Source organism: Sphingopyxis sp. CR5 (assembly GCF_059693785.1).
This window is the reverse complement of sequence record NZ_JCATIE010000001.1, coordinates 33351-51517: the sequence shown is the minus strand read 5'-3', so window position 1 is coordinate 51517 and position 18167 is coordinate 33351. Positions and strand designations below refer to the sequence as shown.

The following is an 18167-nucleotide window of genomic DNA, read 5'->3' as shown; positions in this document are numbered from 1 at the left end:
GCAGCCGCTAAAGACGAAAAGAGCATGACGGCAACCATCGCGCTGGTCGACGACGACCGCAACATCCTGCAATCGCTGTCGATCGCCCTTCAGGCCGAAGGCTTCGTCACGCGAGTCTATTCGGATGGGGAGGCGGCGTTGAAGCCGCTGATCGACAACCCGCCCGACCTCGCCGTTTTCGACATCAAGATGCCGCGCATGGACGGGCTCGAACTGTTGCGCCGCCTGCGCGAGAAGAGCCAGCTTCCGGTCATCTTCCTGACCAGCAAGGACGACGAGATCGACGAGGCGCTGGGCCTTGCGATGGGCGCCGACGACTATATCTCGAAGCCGTTCTCGCAGCGGCTGCTGATCGCGCGCATCCGCGCGATCCTGCGCCGCGTCGAGCTCAACCGCGATTCGGCCGACGCCCAGGACGAACCGGTCGCCGATCCGATAACCCGCGGGCGGCTGACGATGGATCCGGCGCGCCACAAGGTAAGCTGGGATGGCCGGGACGTCACCCTGACGGTCACCGAATTTCTGATCCTCGAAACCCTCGCCGCGCGGCCGGGCATCGTGCGCAGCCGCAACCAGCTGATGGACGCGGCCTATCAGGACGACGTCTATATCGACGACCGCACGATCGACAGCCACATCAAGCGGCTCCGGCGCAAGTTCCGCGAGGTCGATCCCGAATTCGACGCGATCGCGACCCTCTATGGCGCGGGCTACCGCTTTTCCGACGATGGTTGAAGCCGGCACCACAGACCAGGAGGACGCGCCGCTCGTCTGGTCGGCGCGCTGGTCGCTGACCACGCGCATTCTGGCGGTCAACATCCTCGCCGTCGCGCTGCTCGCCGGCGGCTTCTTCTATCTCGACACCTATCGCACCCGCCTCGTCGACACGCGCATCGAGGTGATGGAGGACCAGCTTGCAATGCTCGACAGCGCGCTCGAAGCGGCGCGCCCCGACCAGCGGCAGCGGCTGATCGGCGAATTCACCCGCGCCACCGAATCGCGCCTGCGCTTTTACGATGCGAGTGGGCGCAAGATCGACGACAGCTTCGCGCACGCGCCGCCGACCTATACGCTGCGCGATCCCGACCTCCAGCCCTGGAAGCGCGACGTCGCGCGCGCCATGGACCGCGGCATCGACTGGATCGTCGGCGCGCCCAACTATCCCGAGTTCGAGGAACCGCGTGTCGATCGCGCGTCGGCGTGGCCGGAGGTCGCCGAAGCACTGGCCAGCGGCCGCGAAGCCGCGCGCTTCCGGTACGCGCCCGAACGCACCCCGCTGCTCAGCGCGACGCGGGTGGTCGACCTCGAAACGCCCGAAGCGATGCTGATGACGCTCAATGCGCGCGACATCACCCGCACCGTTCGCGCCGAACGCTTTCGCCTCGCGGTGGTCCTTGCGATGGTGCTGATCGCCTCGGTGCTGCTTTCGCTCTTCCTCGCGCGCACGATCGTCCATCCGCTGCGCAAGCTGGCTCGGGCCGCGGTGCGCGTCCACCTGGGCCGCGCACGCGAAGTCGTCGTTCCGCGCCTGCCCAGCCGCCGCGACGAGATCGGCACGCTCGCGCGCGCGCTCAGCGACATGACGCAGGCGCTGCGCGAACGGATCGACGCGGGGGAACATTTCGCTGCCGACGTGACGCACGAACTCAAGAATCCGATTGCTTCGGTGCGTTCGGCGATCGAAGGCCTCGGGCGCGTCAGGACCGACGACCAGCGTGCGCAACTGCTCGCGATCGCCGACGAAGACGTCCGGCGGCTCGACCGGCTCGTCACCGATATCAGCGATGCCAGCCGGATCGACGCGCAATTGTCGCGCACCCTGTTCGAACCGATCGACATCGGACTGATGATCGAATCGATGCTCGCCGCGCGCGCAGCGCGCGTGTCCGGGGATGCCCCGCAACCGCGAATCGCCTTCGCACGCCCGCGAAAAGGTACCGCGACGGTCATGGGCGACGGCCACCGCATCGAACGCGCGATCGACAATGTCATCGACAATGCCCTCAGCTTCTCCCCCCCCGACGCCCTCGTCTGCATCGCCGCGACCAGGCTCGGCGACGAAGTTCACATTCGCGTCGACGACGACGGCCCCGGCATCCCGCCCGCGCAGCGCGAAGCGATTTTCCGGCGCTTTCACAGCGAGCGCCCCGATGGGGAAGCCTTTGGCCGCCACAGCGGGCTTGGCCTCGCCATCGCGCGAACCATCGTCGAGGGTCACGGCGGGACGATCGCGGCAGGCGACCGCGAGGACGGCAAGCGGGGGGCGAGCCTGCTTATCACCCTGCGCGCGGCGGAGAATGCTGACGCCGCTTAGGGTCGGGCGCCGGGACGCTTGCGGCGCTGCACGCGCATAGCTAAGCCTGCGCGATGCTTCCGAGCCGGACCGCCTTCGACATCGTCAACATCCATGCAAGCTGCGTCGTGGCGGGCAATGGCGGCGTCCTGATCCTCGGCCAGTCGGGGCAGGGCAAGTCGGACCTCGCGCTGCGCCTGATCGATCGCGGGGCGCGCCTCGTCGCCGATGACCGGTGCGACGTCTGGGCCGAGCGCGGCCGGCTGTGGTGCCGCCCGCCCGAATCGCTGGCGGGAAAGCTCGAAGTGCGCGGCATCGGCATCGTCGAGCGCCCGTGGACCGCCCCCGTCCCGCTCGCGCTCGCGGTTCGCCTCACCGATCGTTACGACCGGATGCCACCGGCGAACCAGGTCGAAACCGTTGCGGGACGTCCGCTGCCCGCGCTGCTTCTTTCCGCGTTCGAGGCCTCGGCGCCGATCAAGATCATGATCGCGCTCGAGCGGCTGGCGCCCGGGGTATGATCGCATCCGGCGAACCGCGGCTGCTGCTCGTTACCGGCCTCTCCGGGGCGGGCAAGTCGACCGTTCTCAAGGTGCTGGAGGATCTGGGTTGGGAGGTTGTCGACAACCTTCCGCTCTCGCTGCTCGAGCCGCTGATCGAAACCCCGGCGCAGCGCAGCGAAACGCACCGCCCGCTCGCGGTCGGCATCGACAGCCGCAGCCGCGGCTTCAAACCCGCATTGCTCGTCAAGCGGATCAAGCAGTTGCGCGAGGCGGGGGGCCGCGAGATCGAAACGCTGTTCCTCGATTGCGCGGGCGCGGAGCTTGAACGCCGCTTCTCCGAAACGCGACGGCGCCACCCGCTCGCCGAAGACCGTCCGGCGACCGACGGCATTGCCCGCGAGCGCGAAATGATGGAGCCGGTGCGCCGCTGGGCCGAGCATGTCGTCGATACGACCAACTATTCCAGCAACGACCTGCAGCAGGAAATCCGCCACCGCTTTGCCGATACCCAGAGCGACGAGCCAGCACTGAACGTGATGAGCTTCGGCTTCGCGCGCGGCCTGCCGCGCCACGCCGATCTGGTCTTCGACATGCGCTACCTGCGCAATCCCCACTGGGACAAGGCGCTGCGTCCCGGAACGGGACTCGACGCCGATGTTTCGGCTTATATCGCCGCCGATCCCGCCTATGAGGTGACGGTGGCGCAGATCGAGGCGCTGCTCGTCGCTCTGCTGCCACGTTACCGGGCGGAAGGGAAAAGCTATGTCACCGTCGCTTTCGGCTGCACCGGCGGGCGCCATCGGTCGGTCCATGTCGCCGAGCGCGTGGCACGAACGCTGCGCGACGCCGGCCATGCGCCGACCGTCAGCCACCGCAACCTTGACTCCGCCCCGCAAGATGGGCTTGAGGGCAAGCCCCCGCCCGCTTCTCCCGCACCCGGCGGAAAAAACTGAGGGTCACAGACTGCATGCCTAGCGACAAAAGCGTGCCGCTTATCGGAATGGTTCTCGTCACCCACGGCCGACTCGCCGTGGAAATGGTTACCGCGATGGAGCATGTCGTCGGGCCGCAGCGCGCGGTGGCCACGGTCTGCATCGGGCCCAACGACAATATGGAAATGCGGCGGCAGGAGATCGCCGACGCGATCCGCGACGTCGATGAAGGACGCGGCGTGATCATGCTGACCGACCTGTTCGGCGGCACACCGTCGAACCTTGCGATCAGCCTGCTCGAAGCCGGGCGGACCGAGGTCATCGCCGGGGTCAATCTTCCGATGTTGATCCGGCTGGAAAGTGCGCGCAAAACGATGGAATTGCGACCTGCGGTGATCGCGGCGCGCGAAGCAGGCCAGAAATATATATCGGTCGCTTCGGAAATGCTGGGAGTGGGCCTTTGAGCGAATTGTCGGAGACCGTCGAAATCACCAACCAGCGCGGTCTTCACGCGCGCGCCAGCGCCAAATTCGTGACCTTCGTCAGCCGTCTGCCCGAAAGCGTTTCGGTCGAGGTCGAAAAAGGCGGCAGCCGCGTCGCCGGCACGTCGATCATGGGCCTGATGATGCTCGGCGCCGCCAAGGGCGACAGCATCACCATCCACACCAGCGGCGATGGCGCCGATGCCGCGCTGCTGAAACTGGTCGGGCTGGTCAAGGACAGCTTCGGCGAGGATTGAGTTCATGTCCGGCCGTCGCAGCCGTATCGAAAGCCTGTCCAATCCGCTGGTCAAGCGGATGCGTCTGCTACGCGAAAAGCGGCATCGGCGCGCCGAGGAGCTGTTTCTCGCCGAAGGGCTGCGTATCGCGACCGAAGCGCGCGAGGCGGGTGTCCTCCCGCAATGGCTGTTCCTCGGGGCGGAGGGCGCGGCGCATCCGCTGGCCGGGGCGCTGGTCGAGGCGACGCTGGCGCGCGGGGGCGAGGTCGTCGACACCACGCCGGCGATCCTGTCGAAACTGTCGGGCAAGGACAATCCGCAGACGATCGTCGGCATCTATGCCGAACCGACGACCACGCTCGCCGAGCTCGACCGCGACGCGGCGCCGATCTGGCTGGTGGCCGAGCGGCTGCGCGATCCGGGCAACCTCGGCACGATGCTGCGCACCGGCGACGCGGTCGGCGCCGGCGGGCTGATCCTTCTGGACGAATCGACCGACCCCTATGGCGTCGAGGCGGTGCGCGCGAGCATGGGGGCGATCTTCACGCAGCGGCTGGTACAGGCGCGCTGGGACGATTTCCTGCCGTGGCTGCGCGCCGGGCCCGGGCAACTCGTCGCGACCTGGCTGGGGGACGATACGCAGGATTATCAGGCGGTGCGCTATGCCGCGCCGACCTTCATCCTCATCGGCAATGAATCGCAGGGCCTGCCCGAAGCCTATGCCGCCGCCGCCGACGTGCGTGTGAAGATGCCGATGTTGGGCAAGGCCGACAGTTTGAATGCCGCGGTCGCCGGCGCGGTGATGGCCTATGAGGTGCTGAACCAGCGGCGGCGCTGAGCGGCGGCGCCTTTGGTTTAGCGGGCGGCCATTTGGTGATATACGCAACCTCTTCCATCCGTTCGCATCGAGCGGGATCAGGAGTGTCCATGCGCAACTATCTTGCCGCGCTCGCCCTTCCCTGCGCCCTCGCCGCCTGCACCGCCGTGCCGCCGTCGGCGCCGGGAAGCCCGCCCGCCGCCTATATGGCGCTCGGCACCGAACCCGGCTGGACGCTCGAGATCACGCCCGGCCTGCTCAACTATAATGGCGACTATGGCGACACCCGGATCTTGCAGCCGAACCCCGGCGCGCGACCGAGTGCGGGCGGCGAACGCTATGTCACCGACCGCCTCACCGTCGATGTCACGCACGTCGAATGCAGCGACGGGATGAGCGACCGCCGCTACCGCGACACGGTGACCGTTACCGCCAACGGCAAGACGGTGAAGGGCTGCGGCGGCGGGGTCCTCGCGCCGGACCAGCTCGCGGGCACCAACTGGACCTTCGAGTCGATCGACGGAACGCGCGTCGCGGCCGACCGCCCGACCGCGCTGAGCTTCGCCGCCGGCAAGCTAAGCGGCAGCGCCGGGTGCAACCGCTTTTCGGGCAGCTGGTCGAGCGACGGCGCCACCCTCACCGCCGGCCCGCTGATGGCCACCAAGATGGCATGCGCGGGCGCCGCGATGGCGCAGGAAAACGCCTTCTTCAGCTTGATGAAAGAGCCGGTGCGGATCGAATTTCCGTCCGACGGCACACTGGTGCTCACCGGCGCCGACGGCCAGACGGCGGTGCTCAAGCGGGTGATCTGAGTCCCGCCCCTCGTCGGTTGAAAAACATGTGCTCCCGCGAAGGCGGGAGCCCATCTCCGGTGGGTGCCATCTGAAACCAGCCGGAGATGGGTTCCCGCCTCCGCTGGGACACACAAGTCTTCGTACCGCTCCCCGCGACAATCGTCATTGCGAGCGGATCAGTTCAAAATATCCCCGCTACTCCCCGCCGTCGTTCACCGCACTGGGCGCCGCCGACAGCTTGGCAAGCGGGCGGGCTGACCTCTCCACTACCTCTAGCTCGGGAATTTCTTTGCCGCTCGTCTCAACGTCAAGAGCTTCGAATTTCCGCGCTTGGGTCAGCACTCGATCTTCGAAACTGCCAATGAAAGCGTTGTATGCGCCTGCCGCCTGGTCGATATTTCTGCCTACTTTCACGATATGCTCGCCCATCGTGGCAATGCGCGAATAGAGTTCCTTGCCCAGTGCTGCAATGTCGCGCGCCTGATTTGCTAGCTTCTCCTGACGCCAAACCGCAGCGACGGTACGCGCGATTGCGATGAGATTGGTGGGCGTCGCCAACAGTACCCTTCGCTCGAAAGCATAGTCCCAAAGGCCTGAATCTTGATCGAGCGCCGCAGCAAGAAAATGTTCCCCCGGCACGAACATCACAACGAAGTCCGGTGTATCAGGAAACTGAGCCCAATAGCTCTTCGCACCGAGTGCATTGACATGCGCCCTCATCGCCGCCGCGTGAGCATCGAGGTGCCTAGTCTTTTCTGCCTCGTCGATGGCACCGAAAGCGTCCTGAAAAGCGTTCAAGGAAACCTTGGCATCAATCACCAAATTTTGCCCACCGGGCACCTTGACTACCACGTCGGGTCGTAGGCGCCCTCCGTCGCCGTCTTCGACACTCACTTCAGTTTGAAAATCGGCGTGTTCGCTGAGTCCGCAGCTCTCAAGAACATTGCGCAGTTGCTGTTCGCCCCACCGTCCACGAGCCTTCGGCGCATGACGCAATGCGTTGACCAGCTTCGCCGCTTCGCTCGACACGCGCTCATTTTGGGTCCGCATAGTCTCGATCTGACCTTGCAAAAGACCAAATGCGCTCTGGCGCTCAGTTTCGACCTTCTTTACTTCGGCCTCATATTTCTCCAATCGCTCGTGCACCGGCTGAAGCAGCGCCTTCAGATTCGCGCCCGCGCTGTCCTCGCTCTGCTTGAAGCGGTCGGCGGCGCGGGTCAGGAAATCCTGCTGCGCCTTGTCGAGCATCGCCTGCCCGACCTCGCGGAACTGCGCGGTGAGCGCCGCCTGCGCATCCTTCAACTGCGCGACCTGCGCCTCGTGCGCCGCATCGCGGGCGCGTTGCTCGGCGCCGAGGGCCGACAGCTGCAATTCGGCCGCCTTGCGCGCCTCGGCCTCGGCGGCAAGGTCGGTGACGGCCGCCTTGAACCGCTCCGCCAGCCCATCGCGTTCGGCCCTCAGCCCCCCTGTCTGCCGCCCGGCGAACAGCCAGCCGATCACGGCCCCGAGAATGAGGGCGACGACGGCGACGAGCATCGAGACCATATCCATGCGCGGAACATAGGACGAACGCCAAGGGGTTGGCTAGGGCCTAATTGAAGACGGCTTGGGATCGAGAGCGGACGCTCGCTCAACCTCTTTCGTCATCCCGGACTTGATCCGGGATCCATAGCAGCGCCGAAGTCATGGACCCCGGATCGAGTCCGGGGTGACGATGAGGGAAGAAATCCTCTCTGGCGGCGACGGCCCCCTTCCCCATCGCTACGGCACAGGGAGGATTATGTCTCCTACCGCCCGAAACCCCTCATCCTGCCGAGCCGTCGCCCCCGAACGGCAGCACCGCCCGATACGCCTCGACCCCCGGCGCGCCGCCGATCGTCACGCCTTGCGTCAGCAGCCAATAGTGGCGCACGATCTCGGCCTGTTGCTCGAGGCCATAGCGCGCCAGTTTCCATCCGGGTTTCAGGCTGTAGCTGTAGGTCGCAAAGGGATGGCGCATCAGCACCAGATACCAGCGGCCGCGCGTCTGCGCCTGCCAGACATGCGTCATTTCGTGGATGAACAGCCCCTGCATCGCCTGCGACGCGGCGGCGAAATCGTCGCAATACAGATCGCCGTGCGGATGAAAGTGCAGCGACCCCATCGGCGCCATGACGACGCGGCGCGGCTGGAAGAAAATCCATTTATGGTGGCACACGCGCACCCGGTCATAGCGAATCGCATCGCCGAAGACCGAGCGCGCGAGCGCGATTTCGCCGGCGGTGAGCGGTCGCGAAGGCCGCGCCATACCGCCTATTTCTTCGCCGCGTCCGCCGCGCCTTTGTCAGTTCCCATGTCCATCGCGCCGTGGTCCATCGCCGGCGCGTCGGCGCTCGCTTCACTCGACGCACCCTTGATCGTCATGTCGAAGATGATGCGCTCGTTGTTGTTGTTCGAAAAGACGAAGATCATCGGCAGCTTGCCCGCGCGCACCGCGGCGCCGTTGATGTTCCAGATCATCAGATGCTTGCCGCCGGGCTTGAATTCGAGCTTGCCCTTTGCCGGGACAGGCGCGCTGCTCAGCGGCTTCATCGTCATCATGCCGTTTTCCCGCACGCTTTCGTGCATTTCGACGCGCTGGGCGAGGTCGGCGGTCACCGCGACCAGATCGACGTCGCGCGGACCGCCCTCGATGGTGAAATAGCCCGCGGCGGGCCGGTCGGGGGTCGCGCCCATTTCGATATAGCCGCTAACGACGTGGAGAACCGGCCCCTTCCCCATATTCTCGCCGCAGGCCGACAGGCCAAGCGTGGCGGCGGCGAGGGCTGCAATTGCAAAGGGCTTCATGGCTGGACTCTCCCAAAGGCTCGAATGTGCTCTACCAGATAAGCGTTCGAGGGCCTTGTGCCAAGCATCGGCGCACCTATATCGCCCCCAGAAACCCTTACGGGGCCCATGTACAGGCGTGCCTTTTCAGGGCGCCGCAGAAGCAACAAGGACGTTTAGATTATGGCCAAAGTCATCGGGATCGACCTCGGCACCACGAACAGCTGTGTCGCGGTCATGGAGGGCGGCAAGCCCAAGGTTATCGAAAATGTCGAAGGGACGCGCACGACGCCGTCGATCGTCGCCTTCGCGAAGGACGGCGAACGGCTGATCGGCCAGCCGGCGAAGCGCCAGGCCGTCACCAATCCCGAGAACACGATTTTTGCGGTGAAGCGCCTGATCGGCCGCCGCTTCGACGATCCCATGACCAAGAAGGACATGGAGCTCGTCCCCTACACCATCGCCAAGGGCTCGAACGGTGACGCGTGGGTCAAGGCGGGCGGCGAGGAGTATTCGCCATCGCAGATCAGCGCCTTCATCCTTCAGAAGATGAAGGAAACCGCCGAAGCCTATCTGGGCGAGAAGGTCGAGCAGGCCGTCATCACCGTCCCCGCCTATTTCAACGACGCCCAGCGTCAGGCGACCAAGGACGCGGGCAAGATCGCCGGCCTCGAAGTGCTGCGCATCATCAACGAGCCGACCGCGGCGGCGCTGGCCTATGGCCTCGACAAGTCGGAAAACAAGACGATCGCGGTCTATGACCTCGGCGGCGGCACCTTCGACATCTCGGTGCTCGAAGTGGGCGACGGCGTGTTCGAGGTGAAGTCGACCAACGGCGACACCTTCCTCGGCGGCGAGGATTTCGACAGCAAGATCGTCGAATATCTGGCCGATGCGTTCAAGAAGGACGAGGGCATCGACCTGCGCGGCGACAAGCTGGCGCTCCAGCGCCTGAAGGAAGCCGCCGAAAAGGCGAAGATCGAATTGTCGTCGGCCGCGACGACCGAGGTCAACCTGCCCTTCATCACCGCCGACGCCAACGGGCCGAAGCATCTGGTCAAGACGATCACGCGCGCCGACCTTGAAAAACTGGTCGAAGAGCTGATCAAGCGCACGCTCGAACCGTGCAAGAAGGCGATCAAGGACGCCGGCGTCAGCGCGAGCGAGATCGACGAGGTCGTCCTCGTCGGCGGCATGACGCGCATGCCGCGCGTGCGCGAAGTCGTGAAGGACTTCTTCGGCAAGGAACCGCACACCGGCGTGAACCCCGACGAAGTCGTCGCGATCGGCGCGGCGATCCAGGCCGGCGTGCTACAGGGCGACGTCAAGGACGTCCTGCTGCTCGACGTGACGCCGCTGTCGCTCGGCATCGAGACGCTGGGCGGCGTGTTCACGCGCATGATCGACCGCAACACCACCATCCCGACCAAGAAGTCGCAGGTCTATTCGACCGCCGACGACAATCAGTCGGCGGTGACGATCCGCGTCTTCCAGGGCGAGCGCGAAATGGCGGCGGACAACAAGCTGCTCGGCCAGTTCGACCTGGTCGGCATCCCCCCGGCGCCGCGCGGCGTGCCGCAGATCGAGGTCACGTTCGACATCGACGCGAACGGCATCGTCAACGTGTCCGCGAAGGACAAGGGCACGGGCAAGGAACAGCAGATCAAGATCCAGGCCAGCGGCGGCCTGTCCGACGCCGACATCGACGCGATGGTCAAGGACGCTGAGCAGTTCGCCGAAGAGGACAAGAAGCGACGCGAGGCGGCCGAAGCGAAAAACAACGCCGAAAGCCTGATCCACACGACCGAGCGCCAGCTCGAGGAGCATGGCGACAAGGTCGACGCGGGCCTGAAGTCGGAGATCGAAGCGGCGCTTGGCGAGGCCAAGACCGCGGTCGAGGGCGGCGACCCCGCCGCGATGACCGAAAAGTCGCAGGCACTGGCGCAGGTGGCGATGAAGCTCGGCCAGGCGATCTACGAAAAGGAACAGCAGGCCGCGGCATCGCCCGCCGCCGACGCTGGCGAGAGCAAGGCCGACGAAGATGTCGTCGACGCCGAATTCTCGGAAGTCGAAGACGACAAGAAGTAAGGATGACCTTCAGCCGTCATGCCAGCGCAAGCTGGCATCGCTCTCGGGAATGGCGCCGCCGGACCGACAGCGACCCCAGCTTTCGCTGGGGTGACGGGTTGAAGTAGGGGCTTTTGGGAATGTCGCTCGACATCGATTATTACGAACTGCTGGAAGTCGAACGCACCGCCGACGACAAGACGCTGAAAGCCGCTTATCGCAAGCTGGCGATGCAATATCATCCCGACAAGAATCCGGGGTGCGGCGACAGCGAGGCCCGGTTCAAGGCAATCAACGAAGCGTATGACTGCCTGAAGGACCCGCAGAAACGCGCGGCCTACGACCGGTTCGGCAAGGCGGCGTTCCAGAATGGCGGCCCCGGTGCGGGCGGCTTCGGCGGCGGCGGCGATTTCGGCGATATCGGAGATATTTTCGAATCGATCTTCGGATCGGCTTTCGGCGGCGGCCGCCAACAGCGGGGCCCCGCGCGCGGTGCCGACTTGCGCTACGACATGGAAATCCGGCTCGAGGACGCCTTCACCGGCTGCAGCCGCGAAATTCAGGTCGACGTCGCCGCGCGCTGCGATGCGTGCGATGGTTCGGGCGCCAGGCCCGGCACCGACACCCATCGCTGTACGACCTGCGGCGGCATGGGCAAGGTTCGCGCACAGCAGGGCTTTTTCATGGTCGAGCGGACCTGCCCCTCCTGCCAGGGCGCGGGCGAGGTCATCGCCGATCCCTGCCCCGCCTGCCTGGGCGAAGGGCGCGTCGACCGGCGCAAGACGCTGACCGTGACCATCCCGCCGGGTGTCGACGAAGGCACGCGCATCCGCCTGTCGGGCGAAGGGGAGAGCGGTGCGCGCGGCGCGGCGCCGGGCGATCTCTACATCTTCCTGCACATGGCGCGCCACAAGCTGTTCGAGCGCGAGGGCACGACCCTGTTCACCCGCGCGCCGATCAGCTTCACCACCGCCGCGCTGGGCGGCGAAATCACCATCCCCGGCCTCGACGGCACCAAACACGACATCCGCATCCCGCCGGGCATCCAGTCGGGCAAGCAGCTGCGCCAGCGCGGCGCCGGCATGCCGGTGCTCAACGGCCGCGGGCATGGCGACTTGGTGGTTCAGATCGACGTCGAAACCCCGACGAAGCTCACCGCACGGCAAAAGGAATTGCTCGCCGAATTCCGCGAGACCGAAACCGGCGAAGAATGCCCCGCAAGCCAGGGCTTCTTCGGCCGCATCAAGGATATGTGGGACGATCTGACCGATTGACGACCGCGGATCGCGGATCGCCGCTCACTTCAATTCGATACGGTCGAGCCGCGCCTGCGGCCTCCACTGCAATTTCGCGCACAGGCCGGCGCGGCGCTCGCGCGCCTTGGCGAGTTCGTCCGTGCTGTTGTCCGCCGTTCCGATCGGCAATCGGACGCACGAAGTCCGCGCAATTTCCATCACCGCGTCGAAACTGCGCTCGCTGATCCGTCGGGGCAGTTCGTTCACGGCGATTTCGTCGGGATCCGGCGCCAACAGGTCGTCAGGCGAAAGCCCGAGGCACGCGACCGCGGATTTTACCGTCCACTGGCTTTCGTCATAGCCGCTGTTGAAGCCGGCTTCCGAATTCGCGAACGTGCCCCGGCCGCTGCACTGTTTGAAGTTGGCGACGAAGACTTCCTGGCCGCTGCGATAGGTTCCCGACGCGGTGTGCAGCCCTTTCACGCCTACGAAGACGATCTTCACCGCGTTCCAGGCGCTGCCCATGAAATTGCCCTTCTGGATATCTTCGGCGAACTTCCGGATATGATCGCGCGGCAAGGTGGCGAACAAAAGGCGCATCATACGGAATTCGATCAGCGGCACATCGGCTTCGAAATTGACATAATAGCCGTGGCACTGACGGTCGGTCGCCCCGGATGCGGCGGCGGCCGCGACCGCTGGCGGCGTCGCATCCTTCAGCATCGATCGGACCGAGTCGGCGGCGTCGTGGGCCGTCGCCGCGGCCCGCTGTGCATCGGCCGCCGCCCGTTTCGCGTCGGCCACCGCGGTGTTGAGCTGCGCCGAAAGCGACGCATCGGGCTTGGGGAGCGGCGGGATATCGCGCACCCGGCACGGCGCGATCCGCTGGTCCGGACTTCCGGCTATGGTGACCGGATAGACGTTTGCGGCGGCATAGTTGATCTCGTCTGCGGTCGAAGCGAGATATTCGGCCACCGCATCGGCATCCTTGGCATCATTTGCCGTCTCGCTCGCCATCCGTGCCGCCATCGCCAGGATGATCGAAAATCGCAGCAACTGGATCTGCTTCGATTCGCTCGCATCGAAGGTGCGCTTGTCCAGCATCCGGCCGGGATATCCGCCGGGGTGCCGCAGATCGCGGGTAATCGCCGCACATCCCGACAAACAGACAGCCGCCATCGCGACGGGACCGATTACCTTGCGCATGGACATCCCCCTCCATGACCCCAGGCGGATATGAAGCCATTTTCACCTATTGCGCAAGAAACAAGATAAAGGGAGCCGCCGCCAATCTGATCCACTTCTGTGGCTTTCAGCGGGGATGCGGCGCCTTTCATTCCATCCCGGCGTCAATCTCCCCCCGCAATTCGGCAATCAACCCCGCCACCGCGGGCAACCGGCCTTCTTCCTCGTCGAGGATCGCGTGGAAGGCGCGGCGCTTGATCGCGGCGCGTTCGGCGCTTGTCAGGGCCGCGTCGCCGGTGACACTCGACGCGACGATATCGACCAGCCGGTCGGCACCGTGGAGGCGGCCCCACAGATAGTCGTTCTCGCGATAGGCGCGGCTGAAGAAGGCGCCGAAGCTGTTGAACTCGATCCCCTTGAGCATCGCCGCGGCCCCGCCGCTACGGATCGCGGTCGCGTCCGAGGGCGAGATGCGGTCGATCTTGATCGGATCGAATTCGTCGAACCCCTCGCCCTGCAACAGCGGCAGCGTCGCAATGTCGTAAAAGGGATAGCCGAGATAGGCGAGCAGGAGCTGGCGCCGGTCGTCCTTCGGCAGGCCGGCGAGCCCCTTCGCGAGCCGTTCGTCGCCCTCGCGATCGACCGCCGGCAGGTCGCGCCGGTCGCCGATCGCATCGAGCCAGGCGCCCATACCGGCGTCGGCGGCGATATCGAGATCGCCGAGCCAGCTGTCGCCCTCGCGCTCGACATAGAGGCCCAGCGCGGCATAGATCGCGTCGCGCATCGCCTCGCACGCCGGATCGCGCCCGGTCCGCGTCGCTTCGACGGCATCGAGTTCGCGCGCCAGAAAGCGCAGCCGGCGGATCCGGAACGTCAGGTCGTGGGCGCGAAAGAAGGCGATCGCATCGCGGCTTGCCCCCGCCCCTTTCTTCCCCGAAATCCGGTCGAGCCCGCGCGCCGCCACCTCGTCCCACAACAGCATGCGGCGCTGGGCGCGGTGGATCGCGCCTTCGGCAGGCGCAAGCCGGTCGATCAGCGCGGCGAGTTCTTCGACGATCGTCGACAGCTTCAAATGGCCATAGGGCGGATAGGCGAAACCGGCGCGCGACGCGGCTTCGCTCTGCGCCTTCGCGCGCCACCGGTCGAGCCGCGCCGGGGTCGGCGTATCGAGGAAGAAGGTCGTGCCGAACAGCGCCGCGACCTGCTCCTCGACCTCGACCTTCATCGCGTCGACGATATGCTGCATGCGGCGAATGCGCCGCGACATCGCCTCGATCGCCTCGACATTGTCGCGGATCGGCTGTTCGCGCGGAATTTCGGACAGCGCCCCCAGAATCGTCGTCAGAAAACCCGGCAGCGGGGCGGCCTCGCCCTCGACCGGCTCGCCGTGGCGGCCGAAGCTGATCGAACGATAGTCGGGTTTCGGATCGATATAGACGAAGCGCCGGTCGATTTCGCGTCGCGCCGGCCGCTGCTTGAGCGCGGCGATCGCCGGCCGGAACGGCGCGTTGGCAAGCACCGACCCGTCGATCAGCACGCGGTCGGCGGGATCGGCAGCCTCGTCCCCCGCGGGCAATTGCACGTGAATGAAGTCGGCGCGGCCGGGCCAGGCGATCCCGCGCTTGTCCAGCACCCGGTCGATCTCGCGCAGCGTGAAGGGTGGAAAGGCGCCGGGAAAACTCGCCGTCGCGCGCGCCGCCACCGCAAGCGCGGGCACGTCGTCGAGCGTCCGGCCGGCGCGGCCGTCCTGCCGGAAACGCAGGATCAGGCGGTGCTCCTGTTCGCTGACGCGCGGCGGACTGTGGAGCGACAGCGGCATGCTGTGCCCGGCAAAGTCGGTGACCGAAACGAACAGGTCGACCGGCTGGCCTTCGGGCACCAGCACCGGCCCGTGCGGCCCCGCATCCATCGCATCGAACGCGTCGAACAGCAGGTTGCAAAAGGTTTCGCCGCCGAACGGCGGTTCGAACCAGCGCGCCCGCACAAAGCGCGACAGCTTCGCGCGAACCTCGTCCTGTGCCGTGCCGCCGACCGTGCGGTCGATGACGTTGCCGCGCCGCTTCATGGCCCAACCGGCGATCGGCACCGCCCAGAATTTCGTCGCCGCCGAAATCGGGCGCGCGTCGGGATCGAGCAGATAATCGACATCGGCATCTTCGAGCCACAGGTCGGTCAGCGGATCGAGCGACTGCCCGGTCGCCAGCGCCCGCGCCAGGAAAACCCCGTTGATCCCGCCCGCGCTCGCCCCCGCCACGATATCGGCGAGCACGCGCAACCTGACGCCGCTCCTGGCCTCGATCGCAGCAAGCAGGTCGCGATAGATGCGGCACGACCCGCCGACGTCGCTCCCGTCGTGCCACGCGCGCGATGCCGCGGTCAGCCGCCATATCTCCTTGGTAATGCCGTGCATGTAGACGGCCAGGCTGATGCCGCCATAGCAAATCAGGGCGAACCGCAGTTCCTTTTCGCGCATGGCGGGCCTGATAGCGCGCCGCTCGCGGCGATGCCACCCTCGGCCACCTCCGCGCTTTCCTATTTCCCGCGCGTGCCTATATCCTGACCGGCCCATGACCCGCGCCCGCGTCCTCCTTTTGACCGCCGCCCTCGGCCCGCTCGACTATCGCGTGCCCTATGGCGGCGAGGCGCCGCTCGGCAGCGTCGTCGTCGCGCCGCTCGGGCCGCGGCGGCTCGGCGGCGTGGTGTGGGAGGACGCGAGCTTCGGCGCGCCCGACCCCGTCGGCGACAATCGCCTCCGCAATCTTTACGAAATCGTCGACGTTCCGCCGATCAGGGCGCCGCTGCGCCGTCTCGTCGAATGGACGAGCGACTATTATCTCGCGCCGCCCGGCGCGGTGCTGCGCATGGTGCTGCCCGGCGCCGCCTTCGCCGACGCGCGCCGCCCGATCGTCGAATATCGTGCGACCGGCTACCTGCCGGCACGGATGACGCCGCAGCGCACGGTGGCGCTCGAAAGGATCGGCGCGCGGCAGGGTACGGTTCGCGAACTCGCGGCGCTCGGCGAGGTCAGCGACGCGGTGATCCGCGGCCTCGTACAGACGGGCGCTCTCGAAGCGGTCGAAGTGTCGGCCGACGCGCCCTATCCCGAACCCGATCCGGCCTTCGCTCCGCCCGATCTGTCCGACGAACAGGCTGCCGCGGCCGGACAGCTGCGCGAGGCCGTCGCCGCGGCGCGGTTCGAGACGCTGCTCCTCGACGGCGTCACCGGGTCGGGCAAGACCGAAGTCTATATGGAAGCGATCGCCGCCGCGATCGACGCGGGCAAACAGACGCTCGTCCTGCTTCCCGAAATCGCGCTGACCGAACCGATGCTCACGCGTTTCGCGGCGCGCTTCGGCTGCGAGCCGGTGCCGTGGCACAGCGGCCTGCGCTCGACCGAGCGCCGCCGCGCCTGGCACGCGATCGCGAGCGGCGACGCGAAGATCGTCGTCGGCGCGCGCTCGGCGCTGTTCCTGCCCTATGCCAACCTCGGCGCGATCGTCGTCGACGAGGCGCACGAAACCAGCTTCAAGCAGGAGGACGGCGTCCACTATCACGCGCGCGACGTCGCGGTGATGCGCGGGTCTTTCGAGGGCCTGCCGGTGATCCTCGCGAGCGCGACCCCCGCGCTCGAAAGCCTCGCGATGGTCGAGGCCGGCCGCTATCGCCACATCGTCCTGCCCGCCCGCTATGGCGGCGCGACGCTGCCCGACCTCCACGCGATCGACATGCGCCGCGACCCACCCGATCGCGGCCGCTGGCTCGCGCCGCCGCTCGTCGACGCGCTCGCCGACCGGCTGGGCAAGGGCGAACAGAGCCTGCTGTTCCTCAACCGTCGCGGCTTTGCGCCGCTGACCCTCTGCCGCACCTGCGGCCACCGCATCCAGTGCCCCAATTGCACCGCCTGGATGGTCGAACATCGCCTTGTCCACCGCCTCGCCTGCCATCATTGCGGCCATGTCATGCCGCCCCCGCGCCTCTGCCCCGAGTGCGAGGACGAGGACAGCCTCGTCGCCTGCGGCCCCGGCGTCGAGCGCGTCGCCGACGAGGTGGCCCTGCGCTTCCCCGAAGCAAGGACCGCCATCGTCACCTCGGACACGCTCTGGTCGCCCGCGAAGGCCGCCGAATTCGTCGACGCCGTAGAGGGCGGTCTCGTCGATATCATCATCGGCACGCAATTGGTGACCAAGGGCTATCATTTCCCCAATCTGACGCTCGTCGGGGTGGTCGACGCCGACCTCGGGCTCGATGGCGGCGATTTGCGCGCGTCCGAGCGCACCTTCCAGCAGATCGCGCAGGTCGCGGGGCGCGCCGGGCGCGGGGTCAAACCCGGCGAGGTGCTCATCCAGACGCGCGTGCCCGATGCGCCGGTGATGGCCGCGCTGGTCGGACAGGACCGCGAAGGCTTCTATGCCGCCGAAGCCGCCGCGCGGAAGTTCGCCGGCGCCCCGCCCTATGGCCGCTTCGCCGCGCTGGTCATTTCATCGGAGGATATCGAGATCGCGCGCGGCGTCGCGCAGCGGCTGGGGGAAAAGGCGCCTGCCGCCGACGGCCTCGCCATCTACGGTCCCGCCCCCGCGCCGCTCGCGATGCTGCGCGGCCGACACCGCTTTCGCCTGCTGCTCCACGCACCGCGCAGCTTCGACCTCCAAGGCACGATCCGCGACTGGATTTCGCGCATAGACTGGCCCGCGAAGGCGCGCCTCGCCATCGACGTCGATCCGTACAGCTTCGTTTAGGACCAAGACGTTGGCGGACGACCACTTGAAGCGTCGACCCGGCGCGCTATGCTGCCGCCGTCAACGGGGCAGACAGGGGAAA

General features: G+C 66.6%; 16 protein-coding genes. 11 read left to right on the top strand and 5 right to left on the bottom strand.

Features of this window, described 5'->3' with window-relative positions; all coding sequences use genetic code 11:
* Positions 1-24: 24 nt before the first annotated feature.
* From AC58D2_RS00235 to AC58D2_RS00200, 8 genes are all read left to right on the top strand, one after another.
* Positions 25-735, top strand: coding sequence for a response regulator (locus AC58D2_RS00235; RefSeq protein ID WP_497386172.1), 711 nt, complete (start codon positions 25-27; stop codon positions 733-735).
* On the top strand, positions 701-2314 hold the full coding sequence (locus AC58D2_RS00230) for a sensor histidine kinase (protein WP_497386170.1): 1614 nt from the start codon (positions 701-703) through the stop codon (positions 2312-2314). Before AC58D2_RS00235 ends, AC58D2_RS00230 begins: the two co-directional genes overlap by 35 nt.
* A 53-nt stretch (positions 2315-2367) precedes the next feature.
* Positions 2368-2814, top strand: coding sequence for an HPr kinase/phosphorylase (locus AC58D2_RS00225; protein WP_497386168.1), 447 nt, complete (start codon positions 2368-2370; stop codon positions 2812-2814).
* A complete protein-coding gene (gene rapZ, locus AC58D2_RS00220) occupies positions 2811-3749 on the top strand; it encodes an RNase adapter RapZ (protein ID WP_497386166.1) in 939 nt (312 codons plus the stop codon). Before AC58D2_RS00225 ends, rapZ begins: the two co-directional genes overlap by 4 nt.
* A gap of 14 nt (positions 3750-3763) precedes the next feature.
* Complete coding sequence (locus tag AC58D2_RS00215; protein WP_497386164.1) at positions 3764-4192, top strand: PTS sugar transporter subunit IIA; 429 nt, start codon at positions 3764-3766, stop codon at positions 4190-4192.
* Positions 4189-4467 (top strand): HPr family phosphocarrier protein, encoded by a 279-nt coding sequence (locus AC58D2_RS00210; RefSeq protein ID WP_497386162.1) that lies wholly within the window; start codon positions 4189-4191, stop codon positions 4465-4467. The genes AC58D2_RS00215 and AC58D2_RS00210 overlap by 4 nt, the downstream gene beginning before the upstream one ends.
* Positions 4468-4471: 4 nt before the next feature.
* Complete coding sequence (locus AC58D2_RS00205) at positions 4472-5284, top strand: TrmH family RNA methyltransferase (RefSeq protein WP_497386160.1); 813 nt, start codon at positions 4472-4474, stop codon at positions 5282-5284.
* Positions 5285-5373: 89 nt separating this feature from the next.
* The gene (locus tag AC58D2_RS00200) at positions 5374-6075 is read left to right on the top strand and encodes an META domain-containing protein (RefSeq protein ID WP_497386158.1); all 702 of its coding nucleotides are present in this window, start codon (positions 5374-5376) and stop codon (positions 6073-6075) included.
* A gap of 177 nt (positions 6076-6252) precedes the next feature.
* On the opposite strand, the gene AC58D2_RS00195 is transcribed toward AC58D2_RS00200, so the two are convergent.
* The 3 genes from AC58D2_RS00195 to AC58D2_RS00185 all read right to left on the bottom strand — a co-directional run bounded on the left by AC58D2_RS00195 (position 6253) and on the right by AC58D2_RS00185 (position 8883).
* A complete protein-coding gene (locus AC58D2_RS00195) occupies positions 6253-7608 on the bottom strand; it encodes a DNA recombination protein RmuC (protein WP_497386156.1) in 1356 nt (451 codons plus the stop codon).
* A gap of 253 nt (positions 7609-7861) precedes the next feature.
* On the bottom strand, positions 7862-8344 hold the full coding sequence (locus tag AC58D2_RS00190; RefSeq protein WP_497386154.1) for a vgr related protein: 483 nt from the start codon (positions 8342-8344) through the stop codon (positions 7862-7864).
* Positions 8345-8349: 5 nt separating this feature from the next.
* The gene (locus AC58D2_RS00185; protein WP_497386152.1) at positions 8350-8883 is read right to left on the bottom strand and encodes a copper chaperone PCu(A)C; all 534 of its coding nucleotides are present in this window, start codon (positions 8881-8883) and stop codon (positions 8350-8352) included.
* Positions 8884-9045: 162 nt separating this feature from the next.
* On the opposite strand from AC58D2_RS00185, the gene dnaK reads away from it, so the two are divergent.
* Both dnaK and dnaJ read left to right on the top strand, forming a co-directional pair.
* A complete protein-coding gene (gene dnaK / locus AC58D2_RS00180) occupies positions 9046-10950 on the top strand; it encodes a molecular chaperone DnaK (RefSeq protein ID WP_497386150.1) in 1905 nt (634 codons plus the stop codon).
* Positions 10951-11069: 119 nt separating this feature from the next.
* Complete coding sequence (gene dnaJ / locus AC58D2_RS00175; RefSeq protein WP_497386148.1) at positions 11070-12203, top strand: molecular chaperone DnaJ; 1134 nt, start codon at positions 11070-11072, stop codon at positions 12201-12203.
* Between the two features lie 24 nt (positions 12204-12227).
* On the opposite strand, the gene AC58D2_RS00170 is transcribed toward dnaJ, so the two are convergent.
* Together AC58D2_RS00170 and AC58D2_RS00165 are read right to left on the bottom strand one after the other, a co-directional pair.
* On the bottom strand, positions 12228-13370 hold the full coding sequence (locus tag AC58D2_RS00170; RefSeq protein ID WP_497386146.1) for a hypothetical protein: 1143 nt from the start codon (positions 13368-13370) through the stop codon (positions 12228-12230).
* A gap of 127 nt (positions 13371-13497) precedes the next feature.
* Complete coding sequence (locus tag AC58D2_RS00165) at positions 13498-15822, bottom strand: patatin-like protein (protein ID WP_497386144.1); 2325 nt, start codon at positions 15820-15822, stop codon at positions 13498-13500.
* Positions 15823-15916: 94 nt separating this feature from the next.
* Here AC58D2_RS00165 and AC58D2_RS00160 point away from each other — a divergent pair, with 94 nt between their 5' ends.
* A complete protein-coding gene (locus AC58D2_RS00160) occupies positions 15917-18085 on the top strand; it encodes a primosomal protein N' (protein ID WP_497386142.1) in 2169 nt (722 codons plus the stop codon).
* Positions 18086-18167: the final 82 nt, after the last annotated feature.